This window comes from Agarivorans sp. 1_MG-2023 (genome assembly GCF_030548385.1).
In the GTDB taxonomy this organism is placed as follows: domain Bacteria; phylum Pseudomonadota; class Gammaproteobacteria; order Enterobacterales; family Celerinatantimonadaceae; genus Agarivorans.
The window spans coordinates 206,065-225,876 of the sequence record NZ_JAUOSJ010000002.1 but is presented as its reverse complement, the minus strand read 5'-3'; the positions used below and the strand labels follow the sequence as shown (position 1 = coordinate 225,876).

The window sequence follows — 19,812 nt, the reverse complement described above, 5'->3', positions numbered from 1 at the left end:
AGGCACAAAAAAGCCAGTCATAAAGACTGGCTAATATTCAAAGGCAATACTTAAGAGCGGCGGCTGTCATTAGCTTGCTGTAACAAACTTCTACTTTCTTCCAAGAACTCTTGTGAGTAATCACCAAACCATTGACTAACACGCTCAAAACAAGCAATAAAGCCTGCTCGGTCTTTGCTTTCAATTAGCTCAACCAATTGCCCAAAGTGCTGGTGATAACGTTTGATCATAGCGGTGCTTTGATCCGAGGCCATAATAATATCGGCATACAAATCAGGCGACTGAGCAAACAAGCGCCCTACCATGGCTAGCTCCAAGCGATAAATCGGCGAACTTAAATCAAGCAGCAGTTTTAAATCTGCATCTTCTTGCGCTAAATGCATGCCATAAGCGAACGAAGTAAAGTGACGCAAAGACTGAATCAATGTCATCGCTTTATCGTGGCTTTCGGCTTCCACAGCATGTAAGCGCGCGCCCCAAATGCCCATTTGCTGCAATAACCACTGGTATTGCTCGCTACCGCGCCCATCAGCATACACAATCACTTGTTTTGCTAAGCTTGGTACATCTGGGCCAAACATCGGGTGCAACCCAACAACTGGGCCTTGATGCACTGCGAGCATTTTACTCAAAGGAGCAGCTTTAATACTGGTGATGTCTGCCAAAATACAATCTTTTGGCAAATTCCCGAGTTGAGCAATCACCGACTCGGTTAAGTTAATGGGTACCGATACCAAAACCAAACCGGCATTAGCAAACAGCTCGGGGGCTTGTTGCCAATCTTCTTTACCAATAACATCAACCTGGTAGCCCGACAACGTAAACATTTGCACAAACAAACGCCCCAGTTGCCCGCGACCACCAATCACAACAATGTTACCTAACTCAGGTTTAATGGTTTTAAAACCACTGTCCTTTTCACTGGTATAAGACTCACGCATCACTCGGCGTAACACATCTTCAATCAGTGCAGGTGGCACACCTTTATTTTCAGCTTCTGCACGACGCTTAGCCAGCATGGCGGCTTCGCGGTCGGGGGCATAAATAGGCAAGCCATGTTGCGTTTTTACTTCGCCAACTTTGTGCACCAGCTGAATACGTTGTTGCAGCAAATCAAGAAGTTGCTGATCAACTTCATCGATTTGGTCACGCAAGAGATTTAGAGCTTGAACCATGTTGTTTCCGTTATTATTTTGCCAAGCGTTTGGCTAAGCTGTCGCTAAGATCGTTAAACATCTTGTCTAACAAGGTTGCTGTAGATGTCCAGTCAATACATGCATCGGTTACCGATACACCGTATTTAAGATCTGACTTAGGCGCTTCACTCGGTTGATTACCTGCTTCCAAGTTACTTTCTAACATTAAGCCAATAATTGATTTATTGCCTTCTTCGATCTGGTTAATCACGTTTGCGGCAACTAATGGCTGTAATTCATGATTCTTGCTTGAGTTAGCATGGCTACAGTCAACCACTAGCTTAGGCGCTAAACCGGCTTTTTCCATCGCTTGCTCTGCCAATGCCACGTTCACTGAATCGTAGTTAGGTTGCTTACCACCACGTAAAATTACGTGACCGTCTGGGTTACCTTGGGTTTGCAACAACGACACTTGGCCTTGTTGGTTAATGCCCATGAAACGGTGTGAAGAAGCTGCAGATTGCATCGCATTAATCGCCGTACCTAAATTGCCGTCAGTACCATTTTTGAAACCAACAGGCATAGATAAACCACTGGCCATTTCTCGGTGAGTTTGCGATTCAGTAGTTCGTGCGCCAATGGCTGCCCAAGAGAATAGCTCAGACAAGTATTGTGGGCTAATTGGATCTAGCGCTTCAGTAGCCACCGGTAAACCTAACTCAGCAGTCCAAGTTAGTAGTTCACGAGCATTGTGCAAGCCTGTTTCTACGTCGAACGAGTTATCCATGTGAGGGTCGTTAATAAAGCCTTTCCAACCCACTGTAGTACGAGGTTTTTCAAAATAAACCCGCATAACAATAAACAAGCGATCTTGATACTGGTCGTGCAGCTTCTTCAAGCGCGTCGCATATTCCTTGGCTTGGTCTAGGTCGTGAATCGAACAAGGACCAGCAATCACCAACAAACGCGGGTCGCGATGATGACAAATATTGGCAATTGTTTGGCGAGATTCTAGAACAAATTGCAGCGCTTCTTTTGACGCAGGCAACTTCTCACGAAGCTGTTCAGGAGTGATTAAAACTTGTTCTGACGAAATATGAATATCGTTAATTGGATCTTTTTGCATTTGCTCTCTTACTCCGGTGGCGGATTTAGCCACACATTTCCTTTCCCGTAGCGGGATTAATTATTATAGAAACCCATCACAATACCAGTGCTTACACCATTTGCAAGCGGTCAAGCGTTACCAGCTTGTTAAGAGCATTACCAGCAGTTTTGGTAAGTCCTATTAGTTGCCACAAACAGTATGCTAATATGCTGCTATCTACTGTGAATACCAGATATCCTTTCGCCAACTTGCGAGGCTCTAATAGCTGATGATATTGAGTGATTTTTCCCTGCTGTTATCTTTAGCCCAACAAATGAGCGTTTTTCTGGTTATCGCTTACCTATTAAGTAAAACACCAGCCTTTTTACCCCTCACTAATTTATCTCCTCGGCTACCTAATACCCTTACCATTTACTGCTTGTTTTCCGGCTTTTGTATTTTGGGCTCGTATTTCGGTTTAGCCATTGATGATGCCATTGCCAATACTCGCGCTGTTGGTGCGGTGTTGGGCGGATTGTTTGGTGGCCCAATATTAGGATTGCTAGTCGGGTTTACTGGCGGTATGCATCGTTACTTTATGGGCGGTTTTACCGATGTTGCCTGTGCAGTTTCAACCACTTTAGAAGGCTTAGTCGGCGGCTTGTTTCACTTATGGATCCGCCATCGCAGCCATCATAACGAGCACTTGTTTTCCCCCACTATCGCCTTTGTTGCCACACTAATAGCAGAAACCCTGCAAATGCTGCTGATTTTGGCCATTGCAAAACCCTTTGACCAAGCCCTTGCACTGGTGGAAGTTATCGCCTTGCCGATGGTGCTCGCCAACTCAATAGGCGCGGCATTGTTTATGATGATGATCCGCGACCGCCGCCGTTTATACGATAAATTTAGTAGCCACTCTTCGGCCAAAGCACTTAATTTAGCGCAGCGGATGGTGGGCATTTTTCATCAAGGTTTCAAACAACAAGACGCAGTGCGCATTGCCAACATCATTCATGAAGAAACCGGCGTATCTGCGGTAGCCATTACCGATACCCAGCAAGTATTAGCCTATACGGGCTTGGGCAGCGACCACCACAGCGCTGGCCGGCCAATATCGTCGAAACAAACTTACCAAGCCATTAAAGAAAATCGCGTGGTATTTGCCGACGGTGTAGAAGAGCCCTATCAATGCAGCAGCAGTGACAAATGCCCCTTGGGTTCGTCGCTTGTGGTACCAATTCGCGGCAGCGACAAAGAAGTGATTGGTACCGTAAAACTGTATGAATCGAAACGTCGCTTGTTTTTACACATTAACCGAGCGCTAGGCGAAGGTATCGCCAAAGTGATTGCCGAGCAACTGCGTGATAGCCACGTGCATCAGCAACAGCAATTGTTAACAGAAGCCGAATTAAAATTGGCTCGCGCCCAAATAAACCCTCATTTCTTATTTAACGCTCTTAATACAATTAGCGCGGTAGTGAAGCGCGACGCCAGTTCGGCACGCGAGTTAATTGCTGACTTAGCGCTGTTTTTGCGGATTAACTTAAAACGCAATCAACAAACCAGTTTAGTCAGCGTAGAACTCGAACATGTTAATGCTTACCTACATATTGAGCAGGTGCGCTTTGCCGATCGTTTAGTGGTAAAACAAGCTATTGATGAGTCTTTTCTGCAACTTGAATTACCCACCTTTACTCTGCAACCCTTAGTAGAAAATGCCATTAAGCATGGTACCGCTCACTTGCTCGAGACCGGTGAAATAACCATTTATAGTCGAATTAAAAATGGCATAAAACAGTTAGTGGTAGAAGACAACGCAGGCCTTTACCAAAAACCGGAACAAGTCACCAGCGAAGGCTTAGGCATGCACATTGTTGATACGCGTTTGCGTAATGCCTTTGGCGAACAATACGCCTTACAAATTGAATGTCAGTTACACCAATATACTCGCGTGGTGATATCACTACCTCTGGAGCCAAACCCATGAGAGCCATTATTGTTGATGATGAACCACTAGCACGCGAAGAGTTGTTCGAATTGCTACAACATCACCCGCAACTTGAGGTGGTGGGCCAATTTGGTAATGCTATTGAATGCTTGAAGCACCTTAAACAGCTAGAAGCTGATGTACTCTTTCTTGATATAGAAATGCCGCAAATTAGTGGGTTAGAGCTAGCTAATATGCTGGATAGTGACAATGCACCCGCGATTATATTTGTTACCGCCTACGACCAATTCGCTTTAGATGCCTTTGAACAGAATGCGGTAGATTATTTGCTCAAGCCCATTGACCCAAAGCGTTTATGTAAATCAATAAAGCGACTGCAAGAACGCTTACCAGAGTCAACAGAGCCATCACTACTCTCAGAAGGTACTTTAGCCCCTCACTCTTACCAAGACATGTTGAAAAACCAACAGCTCAAGCTCATTCCTTGTTATTTTCAGCAGCGAGTAAAACTGATTCGCTTAGAAGACATTGAATACGCCTCAAGTGATTTAAGCGGAGTGCATGTGGCGACCTCACAAGGTATTAACCATACCCAACTCACGCTAAAAGTACTGGAAGAAAAGTCGCCCTTATTGCGCTGTCATCGGCAACACTTAGTCAATGTAGATGCTATTTTGGAGATATCGTTAGAAGAGAACGGCGGCGCGGTATTGTTTACTAAAAGTGGTGCGCAACTGCCAGTAAGCCGCCGCTACTTTAAAGCCATTAAAGAGCACTTTGGTTTATAGGCTGTTAGTACATTGCACCTGTTCGCCTGAAAATAGTATAACCACTAAACCGCTATTTCGACCATTTACCCTAACATAGCGCCGCTTAGTTAAGCTTCGGCTGCGCCTTTCAATGTTCACACTTATTCTGTTCTCGATTACAACTAAGTACTGAGAGGACGACATGCTTTGGTTTCTATTTTGCGTCGCAGCATTGCTCGGCGGCTACTTCATTTACGGCGCCTTTGTTGAAAAGGTTTTTGGCATTAAGGAACATCGACAAACGCCTGCTTACGCTAAGCAGGATGGTGTGGATTATGTGCCAATGTCGAAGAAAAAAGTTTACCTAATTCAACTACTCAACATTGCTGGTGTAGGCCCTATTTTTGGTCCTATTATGGGTGCGCTTTATGGCCCTGCAGCCATGTTATGGATTGTTGTTGGCTGTATTTTCGCGGGGGCAACTCACGATTACTTCTCAGGCATGTTGTCGGTACGTAATGGTGGCGCTTCAGTGCCTTCGCTTTCTGGTCGCTACCTAGGCAAAAGCGCGCGTCACTTTATGAATGTATTTGCCATTGTGTTGCTACTGTTAGTGGGTGTAGTTTTTGTTTCGGCTCCCGCCGGCATGTTAACCAACCTTATCAACGACCAAGCTGGTGTAAGCCTAGGTTTGGGCACAATGGTTAGCCTCATCTTTGTTTACTACATCATCGCTACCATTGTTCCTATCGACAAAATTATTGGTCGCTTCTACCCCTTATTTGGCGCACTACTTATCTTTATGTCGGTGGGTTTAATTACTGCAGTGGCATTTTCTAGCGAACACCAAGTAATGGGTAGCTTTGAAGTAAGCCAAATGTTCACCAATATGAACCCTAACGATTTACCGCTATGGCCTGCCTTATTTATTACCATTGCTTGTGGCGCTATTTCAGGCTTCCACGCAACTCAGTCTCCATTAATGGCGCGCTGTGTAGAAAATGAAAGCAATGGTCGCTTCGTGTTTTACGGCGCGATGATTGGCGAAGGTGTAATAGCCTTAATCTGGTGTGCTATTGCGCTATCGTTCTTCAACTCTATGGAAGGCTTACAAGCGGCAGTAGCCAACGGCGGCCCAGGTAAAGTGGTTTACGATGCATCATTTGGCTTATTGGGCGTATTTGGTGGGATTTTAGCTTTCTTAGGTGTGGTTATTTTACCGATTACTTCGGGCGATACTGCGTTCCGCTCTAGCCGTTTAATTTTGGCTGAGTACTTTAATCTTTCACAAAAACCGGTTAAAAACCGCCTCTTAATTGCCCTGCCTATCTTCATTATTGGCGGTATTCTAACTCAAGTAGACTTTGGGGTAATTTGGCGCTATTTCGGATTTGCCAACCAAACTACCGCAGTAATGATGTTGTGGACAGCCACCGCTTACTTGTTGCGCAACGATAAATTCCACTGGATAACCACTGTTCCAGCCATGTTTATGACCACCGTTGTAGTGACCTTTATCCTAAACTCAAGCACCTTAGGTTTTGGCTTGCCAATGACTATATCAACGGTTGCCGGTGTCGTTACTACCTTAGTGATTACCGGTATGCTTATTGCCAAACTGAAAGGCATTGGTGAAGATGATTTAGATAACGATGATGAACCAACAACATTTAATTCGGTCGAAGAAGCCTAATAGTCATCCTACGTTTTGAGCCGCATTATGCGGCTCTTTTTTTATTTGGCAGTTGGGCCACTTAATGTCGGGAAGTTCATATCCCAGGGCTTAGCCAAGCTGACTATTTTTTCGGCTACTTCAAAGCGCTCAAACTCACCATCTAAATTACCGGTAGCAAGAAAACGCAATTGTTCCCCATGCCAATCAAAGGTGAGCCCGTAAGCATGTAAATAGCCGCGTTCAGCACTATCACCGCTATATCGAACATCCCCTAAAATGGGTGAACCTAGGCTTTTTAAGGCCACCCTTAATTGATGAGTACGGCCAGTATGGGGTTTAAGTAAAAACAAACGGCGCTTAGGCAGCAAGGCATAACTAAAAAACTGAGTAATAGCAGGTTTACTTTGGCTATGCCCTAACTTCCACGATCCATTACGCGCTTTAAGCATGTCGCCTTTAATCAAACCCTGTTTCTTTTTCGGCTTATTTGTCGCTAAGGCGAGATAGTATTTATTGACTAAACCTTGGCTAAACAATTCTTGAAAACGTGCCGTAGCCACTTTGCTTTTAGCCAGAAGAAGCAAACCAGAAGTAAGCTTATCTAAGCGATGTACCGGCCAAAGCTCGCTAGCGAATTGCTGACGAGCTTGCTCTACCAGCCCCAACTCATCTGATTCAGTGTGAAAATTCACACCACTGGGTTTATTAATCACCAAGAAGTCGTCGTGCTCAGCCACCAAGCTAAGAGTTTGCATACTACATTTCCTTACAAAACCTGCTGGCATTATCCTTAGGCGCTTACTTAAGGCAACTAAAACAAGTATTTAGTCTGCAATAATACTAAGCGTCACCAGCATTTTTCCACTTTGTTTATCTAAGGCCTGCCGCTGTACAAAGGTGCGATCTATAGGCAGGCCATTTTGCTCTGTAAGCACATCTTTCACGGCAATAGCACGCTGTTCGGCAAAGGCTTCTAGCTCGGTCTCACTCAGTTCAATCAAATCAACTAAACGCTGATACCACAAGCTGTGCAGTTCCATATTTAGGTTATCGGGATTAAGTCTTTGTTGCTCTTTTAAGCTTTCGGTGATCTGCTGACGATCTTTCGTTCGAGATGTTTCATCGAGCTGTTGCTGAGCTAAATTAACCATCGCCGTACGTAGACTACGGTTGTCTAACACGGCACTTAGGTTAATAGCGTGTAAGGGCATATCTACATTCGCACTGGCAACTAATTGCTCTGCCAAGGCTTGACGTTTTAGTGCAGGAATATCTTGAGCGGCATTAATAGAGCCCACGACTCCAATTTTAAGCTGCGGTCGCTTTTTCAAGCCCTCAGCTAATTGGCTAAGTTGGCTAAGTTGTTGTTCTTCAATCTCACTACTGCCAGCGGTAAAACTCACCTGGTTTAAAGTATCATCACTACCAATCAAAGACCCTATAAGCGCAAACGGCGAGGTGATAATCTTTTTCAAGGCACCACCAAGTGCTTTAAATACCAAACCCGCCACATTAAAGTCGGGATCGTTTACGTCACCACTCACTTCTAAACCTAAATCAATTACCCCTTGATCGTCTTCCAGTAAGGCAATAGCCAACTCAACGGGTAGCGAGGTAGCTTTATCGCTATCGGTACGTTTCCCTAGTTGCAACTGCTCAATGTAGACTTGGTTACTGCCTTGTAATTGATTTTGCTTAAGCTTGTAAGCCAGCGCCAAAGACATTTGCCCACGCTCAATCACGTATCCCGCATAGGTACCAGAATAGGCATTCAGCCGAGTAAGCTCTAAGTGTTTAAAATCTAACGCCGCATCAAAAGCAGGTTGTTCAGCCAACGGCGCAACGTTACCGGCAAAACTTACTGGTGCGTAACCATCAACTTCACCACTTAAACTCACATCCGCGGGATGATCGGGATCTTGACTCAGGCGACCAATTTTACCAGCAACTTTTTCTATTTTAGCGGCAAAGTTGGGGCTTAAAGAGAAATCGGCAAAGTCGACTAAGCCTTGGCTAAATTGGGTTTGTTCAATACTAATTTGCCAAGCCTCTGACGCTTCTTCTGAAGACACCGCTTGCTCCGAAGGTTCCGCAGACTGAGTTGATTGCTCACTGCTTTTAACAATGCCGGCGAGATTAGTCGAAAAATCTTCAGAGATTTGAATTAAGAAATAGGGTTGAATAAAGTTAAGCTCACCAAGCGCAATTGTTTGCTCGGCGGTATTAAGCGCAAACTGGCTTACATTAAACTCAGCCCACTTGAGCAAGTCGGCTTGGGCACGCGCGTCTTTTAAGTGCAGTTGATTCACACTCAAAGGCCCTTGCATGTTGATATCAAAGCCTTGTTGCCAATTGAGCCCTAGCTGCATCTCGGTGCTAAACAGCGCCGACTGCATATTAAGTTCGGTATATTGAGCGATATAAGGCTGATAAAAAGCTAAATCAAGCTGGTCTATTTGCACGGCCAATTCTGCGCTTTGCTCGACAATCGCAAACTCACCACCAAGAACCAATTCACCACCCTGGGCGGCCTCTAAAGTCGCTGCCAAGCTAATTGGCTTGCTCAAGCTAGATGCTATGTTTTCAACAATAATAGACGGCGCAGAAAGTTGATGTTTAAGCGTTTCACCGGAGAAAGGTTCACTAAAACTAAAAGAAGAATCGCTGGCATTGATGACATCAATACTCACCAACCAGTCAGCATTGTTGGTCTCCAACTCAACGTTTGCTTGAGTTACATTCTCGGTATCAAGTGCTAGAGAATCTGCTTTGCTAGTTTGGCTAAGCTCGGTTTGGGTCTGTTCATTTTGTTGATGTTCAGGCTGCTCAAGGTCGCCAGATGCTGGCTCTATGCCCAACTGCTCGAGTACATCAAGATTGCCGTCTTGATCAATGCTGGCCCTTAAAGCCAAGCCTTGGCTGGTGACCTCTCCAATGGCAACGTTTTGCTGACTTAAGTCAACATCAATGGCTTGAGCAGAGAGAGCCTCTAAGGCTAACCACGCCTCTTGTTCGGGCCCATCAGGTGCCGTTAAGCTTAACTTAGATATGCTGACCTTACCTTGCTCAGTATTTAGCAAAAAGTCGTCTGCAAAACCGATGCTTAAATGGCTGCTTAGCGCTAGTTCACCACTGTCTACTTGCAGCTGAACAAACGGAGCGTACCACTTCTCTAATTGGGTCAAAGGCAAATCGCTTAAGCTAAACTGGCCCGCTAAACGCTGCTCTGCACCCAGTAAACTGAATCGAGCGTCTAAGGAGCTAGCTTGATACAACTTTGCCTGCAAAGACAGCTCAGTGGTTTGCTGCATATCGCTAGAGAATGGCCCTACTTCCAATTGCTGTAAACTTAACGAATGGGTTTTCTGCTGCCCTAACCAGGATTCACCCAAAACCAATGTAAAAGCGTTTCCGGTGATGCTATTCAAAGAAATCAGCCAAGGTGAGCTTTGCGGTTCGTGAGTAGTTTGCTCTGCTAATTCCGGCTCGCTTTGCTCTTGTGTGGGCTCATCTGTTTGAGTTTCTGCCAGTAATTTTTCAAAATGAAACCAGTCAGTCCAATCTAACTGTGAATGCTTATCAAAGCTCGCACTCAGCATGCCCTCAGATAGCGATATGTCACCTAAATCAAGCTGCTGTTGCTGCAAGTTAAAGGCAATATTGTTTAAAGAAAAAGCGTTAAATTGAGACCGCGTTTGATCAAAGGCTTGCACTTCAAAGTCAGTAATCTCCAGCGAGCCTTGCTCAGTGGTAAATTGAAACAACTCTTGGTAATCAATCAAGTAATTGGAACTGAGTGATACCGCACCTTGGGTAATTCGTAAATCGGTATAGGGGCGTAAAAAGCTAAAAACATGAGGTAACTGAAACTGCTCCAAACTCACGTTTCCAGAGACTCTAGAGGCCGGTAAATCTAGATTACCGCTCCACGCTAAACGTCCCTTTTCCCCCACTTGCGCATCAATATTGTAACCATTGGCGCCATCTCCTGTTTTTTGGGTATAAAAGTCGCTGAGGGATAAATCAAATTCTGAAATAGCAAAGTCCACCGCTTCCTCAGGAAGCTTATCACTCAGTTTTAAATGGGCATTTCGTAAAGTGAACTGTTTAACCCGTAAGCGAGGTACAGGGCTGGATTGATTATTTGCTGGCGGCTCCGCTGGTGTGGCGTCGGCAGCAGGCGGAAATAAACTATCGATATTCAAAGCGCCGTTTTTCAAACGGCTTAAATGGAAAAACAAACCATCTAGCTCTAGTTTCTCAAAGTTCCAACTCCAGTAAAATAAGGAGCTTAAGGTAAAGTCGATGTATAAACGTTCAAAGCTAAATAAAGGCTCGATTTGTTCCGGTGCCGTTTCATGAATAGCAAACTGACGTAAAGTTAACGACATTTTTAAGGGGTGGTAAGAAACCTGTTGCACTGTAACCGGATGGCCACTACTGGCGGTAAGTTGTGTTTCTAATTGTTGCTTAATGACCCAAGGGAGCAGGCTTAAAGATAACACCAAATAAACAAAAAATACCGCAGCTAAATAAACCGCTGCTTTTTGCCAGCGATTTGATCCCTGCCAACGCTTTTTAACTTGCCCGATCCATGCGGCCGCGATCATAGCGCTCCCATTACATTGTTAATACTTACTAGTTTCGACTACTAAATAGCAAACGAATTCCCAAACCCACTAAAACAACGCCCATTGTGCGGTCAAACCAATGGCCTACCTGCAAAAACTTACGGCGAACTCGCGCGGTACTAAACACCCATGAGATCATTATAAACCATAGCGCGGTGGCAAAAACCATATATAAACCATAGCCTAACTGCACTAACATTGGGGTACTTGGGTTGATCACTACGGTAAATAAAGACAAGAAAAATAAAGTCGCTTTTGGGTTTAAGCCATTAGTCATAAAGCCACTCAAAAAAGCGCTGCCATCACTCGTACTCAAACCTTGCTCGGCTTCAATATCTTGGTCATTACGGCGCTTTGCGCGTAAACCTTGAATACCAATCCAAATCAAATAGGCTGCTCCCAACCATTTAATGACATTAAACAGCCAAATAGATTGCGAGATGATTAAGCCAATACCCAACACCGAGTAAACCACATGCACCATAATGCCGCAGCCTACGCCAATAGAAGTGAATATGGCGGCTCTACGCCCCAGTGATATGCTGTTTTTAAGCACTACCGCTAAGTCTGGTCCAGGAGATGCCACTGCTAAAAGATGAACAAGCACTACGGTTAAAAATTCGGTCCAATACACTGCGTTTTCCCTATCTACAGTTAGCGACTACTCATAAGCCATATAATAAACAATACTAAACAGCATAAGTGTGAAAAATCCATCTACAATTGCAAGCAACTCTAGTAAAACGATAAAACTATGTTAAATAATTAGATAAAATAAAAACCTTAGCAGCTTCAAGCTGTTATTTTGTTATATTCACTTTATAGAGTTCAGCTTTATATGACCAAGTAGTTAGAGTCAACCGAGTTTCTAGGGAAGTAAGCTATGCAAAAAGTTCTCATTGTAGAAGACAGTCCAACCGTTCTAAAAATTCTTAGGCATTTGTCTTCCCGTTTAAAACATTTAGAGCCAATTTTTGCATCTAGCCTAGAGCAGGCTAAGCAGCTCTACGCTGAACAACCCACGCGCTTTTTTGCAGCACTGGCCGATTTTAACTTACCTGATGCACCCAATGGCGAGTTAATTGACTTTCTGCTTGAACAAAAGCTGCCAACGGTAGTGCTGTCAGGTTCTTTTAATGAGCAAACTCAGTCTTTGCTCATCATCAAAGGCGTGGTTGATTATGTATTAAAAGAAGGCCGTTATTCTTACGAATTAGCCTTTGATACGCTAAATCAACTATACATCAATCAAAACACCAAAGTGCTGGTTGCTGAAGACTCTGACCTTGCTAGAAAACACATCTGTAGCTTACTACAACGCCATTTGTTTAAAGTGATTGAGGCAATCGATGGCGTTGAGGCCTTTGAACTCTTGCAACAAGATCCAGACATTAAATTACTGATCAGCGATTACCAAATGCCCAATATGGATGGTTATCAGTTGGTGCAAAAAGTTCGCCATGAAATGGGCCAACGACGAATTAGTATTTTAGGTTTGTCATCAGCTGATAATGCCACTGTGTCGAGCAAGTTCATTAAAAACGGCGCTAATGACTACTTACATAAACCTTTTTCGATTGAAGAGTTTCAGTGCCGGGTTAACCACAGTTTGCACACTTTAGCCTTAGTTGAAAAACTCGAAAAAGCGGCCTACCAAGACTACCTAACAGCCATTCCTAATCGACGTTATTTTGTCGAACATGGCAGAAAGCAACATCAGAGCGCCCAAGACAAAAATAGCCAGTTTGCGGTGGCGGTATTAGATATTGACCACTTCAAAAAGTTTAATGATAAATACGGCCACGAAGCGGGTGACGCTGTGCTTATTCACTTTTCTAGCCTATTAAAGGCAGGCTTATCTAACTTTTTGTTTGCCCGTACTGGTGGCGAAGAGTTTAGCGTTGCCTGTGCAGGTTTGAGCAACGAGCAAGCTTACCAGTTACTCGATGCTTTTCGCGCTCAGGTCGCCGCAACCGAATTTAGCTATAACGATACGCCCTTATCAATTAGCGTGAGCATAGGCGTAACTAACCAGCTACAAGAGCATTTAGAATCCCAACTTAATCATGCAGATGAGCTTCTGTATAACGCAAAAAGCGCTGGCCGTAACATTGTAGTTGGCGATTAACCTTAAGTGGTTTCGGGCAGGTAGTCGTTAATATTAATATCGTCTATCTGCTCGGCTTTCAAAAATTGCTTGGCGTACTCTAAGTAGACCCCTGATTCCAAAAACAAGCGGAAAATGTCTGCATCGATGTGCTGGTCTTTACACATAAAGCCCATGATTTTTAGCGACTGACTTAGGTTTTTACCTTTCTTATAAGGCCGATCAACGGCGGTTAAGGCTTCAAAAATATCCGCTACTGCCATCATTCTCGCAGTGGCTGGCATCTGTTCTTTAGTTAAGCGTTTCGGGTAACCACTACCGTCCATTTTCTCATGATGGCCTCCGGCTATTTCAGGCACCAACCTAAGATGGTCTGGGAAGGGCAATTTCTCCAGCATGATAATGGTTTGTACAATATGGTCGTTAATTTTGTAGCGTTCTTCTTCACTCAAGGTGCCGCGAGCAATGCTTAAATTGTATAGCTCTCCACGATTATATTTGTATTTCGGCACATTCAGTTTGAATCCCCATGGATTATCTTCGGTAATAATCTCATCGTCGCGGCGGTGAATAATGTGCTCAGCTTTATCGTCGATTAACTTCTCAGTGGCTGGCAAACTTTGTGTTGCTGCTGCGCGGCGGTCTAACTCCATATGTGATAAACCTAAGCGATCGTCTATGGTTCTTTGCCAGGTGCGCTGAGCAATCACCTTTAATCGCTCTACATCTTCGCCGCCCATAAACTCGCCACCAATATTAGATTTAGCAACAAAGGCAAACTCTTCGTCTAATGCTGTTAACTGAGCATCAAGTTTACTCTGCAATTTAACTTGCTCATCGTCGCCAACGCCTTTAGCTACTTCTTGCCAATAATCTAATTGAGCATCGCGCTTAAGTACTTCAAAGCGCATTCTAATCTCGTGAATACGATCATAAATAGTTTCTAGTTTAGTGGCTTTGTCTACCACATATTCTGGGGTGGTTACCTTGCCGCAGTCATGCAACCAACTGGCAATATACAATTCCTCCCACTGTGCTTCGCTCATAACAAAATCGGCGAATATACCTTGCTGTTGCTCCACTGCAGCGCTGGCCAGCATTTTGGTTAACTCTGGCACGCGTTGGCAATGGCCGCCGGTATAAGGCGATTTAGCATCAATCGCGCCAGCAGTTAGTTTAATAAAGGCTTCCAAAAGGTGTTTCTGAGACTCAATTAAGTGCCTATTTTCAATGGCTATAGTAACTACACTGCTTAAGGCATCGATAAACGACAATACTCGCGGCGAGATATTGGCCTGATGGCGACTAAAACTTGCGATCATGCCCACCAATTTGTTATCTCGATTAATCAGCGGCGACACCACCAAATTAAGCTCGCTCCCTTGAAGCTCAAATTGCTTGTATTTGGTGGTTGAGGACGTCGTTGAATCTAATAGTTGCTGAACCAAGGGTTGCGACAAGGTATCGGTATAAGCAAATTCTTGTGGTAGTTCAAAATCTTCAAGAGCCATGGTTTGCAGTACAAACTTATCGTCTTGTTTTAACCAAATAGCCCCATGATTCATATCCAAAATGGTCTGCATTTCTTGCACACATTTATCAAGCAACCGTCCAAAGTTATCTTCTTCCCCCAGCATGGTAGAGACATCGGCAAATTGCTTAATGGTTTTCTTGAGCTGCTCAGTAATGCGACTGAGCTGATGCACCTCTAGCACCACCGAATTCACTTGTTTAGTGGCATCAAAATCAAAGGCCATAATGGCTTCGTTTTGGATCATCAGTTCGCGCAGCGGCTTAGCTACTAACCTAGATACATACCAAGCGATAGGAATAGAAATCAACACAATAAAAATACTAAAAATTACCGATTGATCGCGCGCCGCACGCGCATCCATCAATACTTCATCTTCAGGAGATGCCAAACCAAGGTAATAATTATCTACTTGTAAATTCTCGCGACTAGCGTTCACATCTAAGGTGAGTTTGATAATCTGCCCGATCCAGTCTTCCTGCTTACCTTTAATGATAAAGCTTCCAGAGCCCACCGTATCTAAATGCCCAGCCAGTTGAGAAAGAACCCCTAAGTCTTGTTTATCCAAGCGGGGCAAAATCACTTCTTCTTCATTCATTTGAAGATTTTCACCTATCCATGAAGGCTGTTGATGGGCCAATACCGAATATTGGTTGTTAAACATCACCAGTTGAGAAGAAGGGCTAATAAGGTTTTTATTTAAACTTTGAGAGACGCTGGCGAGCGTAATATCAGCGCCTACCACCATATTGCTATTTTTATTGGCGTGGGCAAAGGTTACCCCCACCTCTTTGGTGGTGTAAAAAATATACGGGTCGGTGGCCACCAAGCCAGGGCTTTGCATGGCAAGTTGATACCAAGGCCGTTCACGGGGGTCGAGCTGATAAACACGTTCAATTTGATCTTTTAAAGGCTTAAGCTCTTCGTCGTAAAAGTTATTGCTTGATTGGCCATTAGCGATTTTGGTCACTAGTACCACAGAATTTTGTGGCGCTTGCACTAACTCTCGTTTTGCAGGTGTGTCTAAAGGGCGTACTAAATAGAAATCGCCGTTGGCATACCCCATATACACAGCCGATAATCCGCGTTGTTGGCTTAGCGTGGCGTAGATCATAGGCAACCAACTTTGCTGGCTGTTGTCCACTTGCTGCATCTTTAGATCCATAGCCGCCAAGCTATGCACAAAGTTTTGCGCTGGGAACATCACGCCTTCAAGTTCAGACACTGTTGCTCGGCCAACTTGCCCTAAAGCACGCGCCTGATTTTCAGCCACAATATCACTGGTATGGAAATAATTAAGGGTGCCAATCACTAATCCGCTAGTGATAAGCATCAAGATCATTACGCTGACTAAATGAATATGAAATGAAAAGCGCCGCTTCGAATCAGCACTCTTCTGCGCGAGAGAAACCATTTTCAGTCCTTTGCTAGGCTTAATATCTAACTACTCAACTATGACAACCGCTAGCGAGAGTAGCAAGTAAAAATGGTTATTTTTTATACCCTTATCAAATGAATCAAGGATTTAGGGCCAGCCACTACTCTCCAGAAATTGATAATGCGTATATCCAGCCACATGATGTTTGTTTCGCTAAAAATAAAAACGCAGATTAAAACGCAATAAAGCGGCGATCCTTAATGTGAGCAGCGCCGTTTGCGGTTATAATCTGAGTCACATTTATCATTTGAGAGTAACAACTTGCAGTTTTCTGAATTTGGCTTAGATCCCCGCCTAAATAAAACCATTGAACACCTTGGCTTTACTGAAGCCACCGAAATCCAAACTCGGGCGATTCCCGCAGCAATGGCTGGCAAAGATCTACTCGCTTCTTCAAAAACCGGCTCAGGGAAAACCCTCGCCTATTTGTTACCTGCCATGCAGCGCATGTTAAAGACTCGAGCCTTATCGAAACGTGACGCTCGAATGCTTATTCTCACCCCTACTCGTGAGCTTGCTAAACAAGTATTTGCCCAACTACGTTTGTTAATTGCCAATACTCAAACACGCGCCTGTTTAATTACTGGTGGTGAAAACTTTAATGATCAAAGTAAGTTGTTACGCAAAGATCCTCAAGTGGTAGTGGCAACGCCAGGCCGCTTAGCGGATCACCTAAGCAAACGCCATTTGTTCTTAGAAGGTTTAGAACTGCTTATTTTAGATGAAGCAGACCGCATGTTAGACCTTGGTTTTGCCGAGCAACTGAAAATTGTTGATAAAGCTGCCAACCATAGAAAACGTCAAACTTTAATGTTCTCGGCAACGCTTGATGATGCCGCCATCAACCAGTTTGCCTTAAACTTACTGAAAGCCCCGGAGCGGATTGCAGTAGGCTTTAGCTTTACCCAACACCAAGATATTCAGCAGCAGTTTTTATTAAGTGATCACCTAGACCACAAACAACTGCAGCTAGCAGAGATCTTAAAACAAGATTCAGTAAAACAAGCCATTGTATTCACAGCTACGCGTGCCGATACCCAGCGATTAGCCGAAGCATTTGGTGAGCAAGGTTTAAGTTGCTCAGCCTTAAACGCCGACTTAAGCCAAGGTGCGCGAAACAAGATCATGGACGATTTCAGCCGTGGTCATCAAAAAGTATTATTTACTACCGATCTTGCCTCACGTGGTTTGGATATTGTTCAAGTATCCCACGTGATTAACTTTGATATGCCAAAACATGTTGAAGAATACGTACACCGTATTGGTCGCACTGGCCGCGCGGGTAATCAAGGCCTAGCTTATTCTTTAGTGGGACCAAAAGACTGGCATAGCTTCAAAAGTTTAGAAGCTTTGTTAGAGCAAAAAGTAGCGTTTATTACCTTAGACGGATTAGCGGCTAAATTTAAAGGCTTACGTGCACCAAGTAACAAAGCTAGCTTTAGTAAGAAGCCGCAAAAAGCGAGCCCTAAGAAAACCGCCAAAGTCGGAAAAGCCAAAGTTAAATCGAACAAAACGTTTGCTGTAGGCACCGATATGGGTGACGCACCGATTGTGCGCCAAAAGAAAGCTATTAACCCAAGCGACATAGATAGTAACGATAACGAAGCCTAACAATAAGGCCGCAGCTAAACGATAAGCTGCGGCTAGCGCTAGCTTTTTCATTGCAGTCTTCGTAGACTTGGAATAATTGTAAATGAAAAAGATTCTTATTTAGCTTATGAACTCAGCCTCTCCCGCATTCACGTGGGCTACTATTCGTCATCAAATATTTCAGTATAAAAAGCCCCTTGTCTACGCTCATCTAATTGCCCTATTAGCGACCTTGGTCAGTGTACCCATTCCGTTAATGATGCCGCTGCTGGTTGATGAAGTATTATTGAATCAACCCGGTAAAGCCATTTCAGTACTACAAAACATATTGCCTGAGGTTTGGCATAAACCCAGCGCTTATATATTGAGCATTCTAGCAGTGGTAGTCACCCTGCGTTTATCCTCATTAGTGGTGGGCGTGCTGCAAGCTCGGCAGTTTACTTTTATTGGTAAGCAGATCAGCTTTCTTATCCGCCAGCGTCTTGTGGAGCATCTTCCCAAAGTAGAACTAAGAGAATACGAGACTCAAGGTTCAGGTGGTATTAGTGCCCGCTGTATTACCGATGTAGAAACTCTAGATAAATTTATTAGCGAAAGCTTATCGAAGTTTTTAGTGGCTCTACTCACCATTATTGGTACAGCCTGTATTTTGTTGTGGATTGATTGGCAACTAGGCTTAATCATTTTATTGCTAAACCCCGCCGTTATTTATTTTTCTCGCTCATTTGGCAGCCACGTTAAAGACTTAAAGAAGAAAGAAAATGCTGCCTTTGAAGCCTTTCAATTAGCCTTAATTGAAACGCTAGATAGCATTCAGCAGCTTCGAGCTACTCAACGAGAGTCTCATTACTTTTCTCGTGTGGTGGGCGCAGCAGGAGAACTTAAAGATTATGCTATTGCTTCTCACTGGAAAACCGATGCAGTAAACCGTTTAAGCTTTACCATCTTCTTAGTGGGTTTCGAAATCTTTCGCGCTATAGCGATGTTAATGGTGGTGTTTTCTGATCTTACCGTTGGCCAAATCTTCGCGGTGTTTGGCTACCTGTGGTTTATGATGGGCCCAGTACAAGAAATTTTAAGTATTCAATATAGCTACTTTAGTGCCAACGCTGCGATGGCACGACTCAATCAGTTATTTGAACTAAAACAAGAACCTCACTACCCTTGCGAAGTCGACCCTTTTGCCAGCAAACAAAATTTTGATATTCAGTTCAAAGACGTCAATTTTAGCTATACCGAAGAATCGCCAGTACTAAAAAACGTAAGCCTTACCCTTCCGGCAGGTAAAAAAGTCGCCATTGTATCGGTAAGCGGCGGAGGGAAATCCACCTTAGTCAACTTGCTGTTAGGGCTGTACCAAAAAGACAGCGGGCAAATCTTGTTAGATAACGCCCCCATAGAGAAAGTGGGTTATTCCACTATTCGCAGCAATATTGCCACGGTGCTACAACAGCCTATTTTGTTTAATACCACGGTGCGCGAAAATCTGAATATGGGACGCGAGCACAACGATGAAGAGCTATGGCAAGCTCTTCGCTTGGCAGAGCTACAAGTCACCGTAGAGAAGCTTCCTCAGCAACTAGACACCATAGTGGGTCGCAGCGGAGTGCGTTTATCTGGAGGCCAAAAACAGCGTTTAGCCATTGCCAGAATGATTTTAGCTAAACCGCAGGTGGTGGTATTAGACGAGGCGACTTCAGCCTTAGATACCGATACCGAGGCCAAGTTACATAGAAACCTTCAAGGCTTTTTAGATAACCGCAGCACCTTAATTATCGCCCACCGCCTAAGTGCGATTAAACAAGCCGACCTTATCTATGTATTAGATGATGGCGAAATTAGCCAAGCGGGAGAGCACCAAGAGCTGATACAACAAGCGGGCTTATACCAAACCCTATATCAGCACCAAAACTAAAC

Annotated in this window: 12 protein-coding genes; 6 read left to right on the top strand and 6 right to left on the bottom strand. The window is 44.1% G+C overall.

Annotated features, from left to right (window positions below; translation table 11 throughout):
• Nucleotides 1-50: 50 nt before the first annotated feature.
• Nucleotides 51-1,175, bottom strand: coding sequence for a bifunctional chorismate mutase/prephenate dehydrogenase (tyrA, locus tag Q4592_RS03090; RefSeq protein WP_137672123.1), 1,125 nt, complete (start codon nt 1,173-1,175; stop codon nt 51-53).
• A 13-nt stretch (nt 1,176-1,188) separates the two neighbouring features.
• Nucleotides 1,189-2,262: a 3-deoxy-7-phosphoheptulonate synthase gene (locus Q4592_RS03085; protein ID WP_303510236.1), complete on the bottom strand. Its 1,074-nt coding sequence runs from the start codon at nt 2,260-2,262 to the stop codon at nt 1,189-1,191.
• 250 nt (nt 2,263-2,512) lie between these two features.
• Between Q4592_RS03085 and Q4592_RS03080 the strand changes: the two genes are divergently transcribed.
• The 3 genes from Q4592_RS03080 (at nt 2,513) to Q4592_RS03070 (ending at nt 6,616) form a co-directional block, all read left to right on the top strand.
• Nucleotides 2,513-4,213, top strand: a complete 1,701-nt coding sequence (locus Q4592_RS03080) for a sensor histidine kinase (protein ID WP_303509641.1) — start codon at nt 2,513-2,515, stop codon at nt 4,211-4,213.
• A complete protein-coding gene (gene btsR, locus Q4592_RS03075; RefSeq protein WP_303509639.1) occupies nt 4,210-4,962 on the top strand; it encodes a two-component system response regulator BtsR in 753 nt (250 codons plus the stop codon). The genes Q4592_RS03080 and btsR overlap by 4 nt, the downstream gene beginning before the upstream one ends.
• 163 nt (nt 4,963-5,125) lie before the next feature.
• Nucleotides 5,126-6,616, top strand: a complete 1,491-nt coding sequence (locus Q4592_RS03070; protein WP_303509637.1) for a carbon starvation protein A — start codon at nt 5,126-5,128, stop codon at nt 6,614-6,616.
• A gap of 41 nt (nt 6,617-6,657) precedes the next feature.
• Here Q4592_RS03070 and Q4592_RS03065 read toward each other — a convergent pair whose 3' ends face one another.
• The 3 genes from Q4592_RS03065 to Q4592_RS03055 all read right to left on the bottom strand — a co-directional run bounded on the left by Q4592_RS03065 (nt 6,658) and on the right by Q4592_RS03055 (nt 11,863).
• Nucleotides 6,658-7,353, bottom strand: coding sequence for a TIGR01621 family pseudouridine synthase (locus Q4592_RS03065; RefSeq protein ID WP_303509635.1), 696 nt, complete (start codon nt 7,351-7,353; stop codon nt 6,658-6,660).
• Nucleotides 7,354-7,422: 69 nt separating this feature from the next.
• On the bottom strand, nt 7,423-11,208 hold the full coding sequence (locus tag Q4592_RS03060) for a DUF748 domain-containing protein (RefSeq protein ID WP_303509632.1): 3,786 nt from the start codon (nt 11,206-11,208) through the stop codon (nt 7,423-7,425).
• A 28-nt stretch (nt 11,209-11,236) separates the two neighbouring features.
• Nucleotides 11,237-11,863 (bottom strand): LysE family translocator, encoded by a 627-nt coding sequence (locus Q4592_RS03055; RefSeq protein WP_137672129.1) that lies wholly within the window; start codon nt 11,861-11,863, stop codon nt 11,237-11,239.
• 249 nt (nt 11,864-12,112) lie between these two features.
• On the opposite strand from Q4592_RS03055, the gene Q4592_RS03050 reads away from it, so the two are divergent.
• The gene (locus tag Q4592_RS03050) at nt 12,113-13,357 is read left to right on the top strand and encodes a diguanylate cyclase (protein WP_303509627.1); all 1,245 of its coding nucleotides are present in this window, start codon (nt 12,113-12,115) and stop codon (nt 13,355-13,357) included.
• Between the two features lie 2 nt (nt 13,358-13,359).
• On the opposite strand, the gene Q4592_RS03045 is transcribed toward Q4592_RS03050, so the two are convergent.
• Nucleotides 13,360-16,281: an HD domain-containing phosphohydrolase gene (locus Q4592_RS03045; protein ID WP_303509625.1), complete on the bottom strand. Its 2,922-nt coding sequence runs from the start codon at nt 16,279-16,281 to the stop codon at nt 13,360-13,362.
• Nucleotides 16,282-16,566: 285 nt separating this feature from the next.
• Here Q4592_RS03045 and Q4592_RS03040 point away from each other — a divergent pair, with 285 nt between their 5' ends.
• Nucleotides 16,567-17,916 (top strand): DEAD/DEAH box helicase, encoded by a 1,350-nt coding sequence (locus tag Q4592_RS03040; protein WP_303509623.1) that lies wholly within the window; start codon nt 16,567-16,569, stop codon nt 17,914-17,916.
• Between the two features lie 106 nt (nt 17,917-18,022).
• The gene (locus Q4592_RS03035; RefSeq protein ID WP_303509620.1) at nt 18,023-19,810 is read left to right on the top strand and encodes an ABC transporter ATP-binding protein; all 1,788 of its coding nucleotides are present in this window, start codon (nt 18,023-18,025) and stop codon (nt 19,808-19,810) included.
• Nucleotides 19,811-19,812: the final 2 nt, after the last annotated feature.

Bases quoted from the DNA above. Each gene is read 5' to 3' on its own strand.
- tyrA (WP_137672123.1), bottom strand. From the start codon at position 1,175: ATGGTTCAAGCTCTAAATCTCTTGCGTGACCAAATCGATGAAGTTGAT.
- Q4592_RS03085 (WP_303510236.1), bottom strand. From the start codon at position 2,262: ATGCAAAAAGATCCAATTAACGATATTCATATTTCGTCAGAACAAGTT.
- Q4592_RS03080 (WP_303509641.1), top strand. From the start codon at position 2,513: ATGATATTGAGTGATTTTTCCCTGCTGTTATCTTTAGCCCAACAAATG.
- btsR (WP_303509639.1), top strand. From the start codon at position 4,210: ATGAGAGCCATTATTGTTGATGATGAACCACTAGCACGCGAAGAGTTG.
- Q4592_RS03070 (WP_303509637.1), top strand. From the start codon at position 5,126: ATGCTTTGGTTTCTATTTTGCGTCGCAGCATTGCTCGGCGGCTACTTC.
- Q4592_RS03065 (WP_303509635.1), bottom strand. From the start codon at position 7,353: ATGCAAACTCTTAGCTTGGTGGCTGAGCACGACGACTTCTTGGTGATT.
- Q4592_RS03060 (WP_303509632.1), bottom strand. From the start codon at position 11,208: ATGATCGCGGCCGCATGGATCGGGCAAGTTAAAAAGCGTTGGCAGGGA.
- Q4592_RS03050 (WP_303509627.1), top strand. From the start codon at position 12,113: ATGCAAAAAGTTCTCATTGTAGAAGACAGTCCAACCGTTCTAAAAATT.
- Q4592_RS03045 (WP_303509625.1), bottom strand. From the start codon at position 16,281: ATGGTTTCTCTCGCGCAGAAGAGTGCTGATTCGAAGCGGCGCTTTTCA.
- Q4592_RS03035 (WP_303509620.1), top strand. From the start codon at position 18,023: ATGAACTCAGCCTCTCCCGCATTCACGTGGGCTACTATTCGTCATCAA.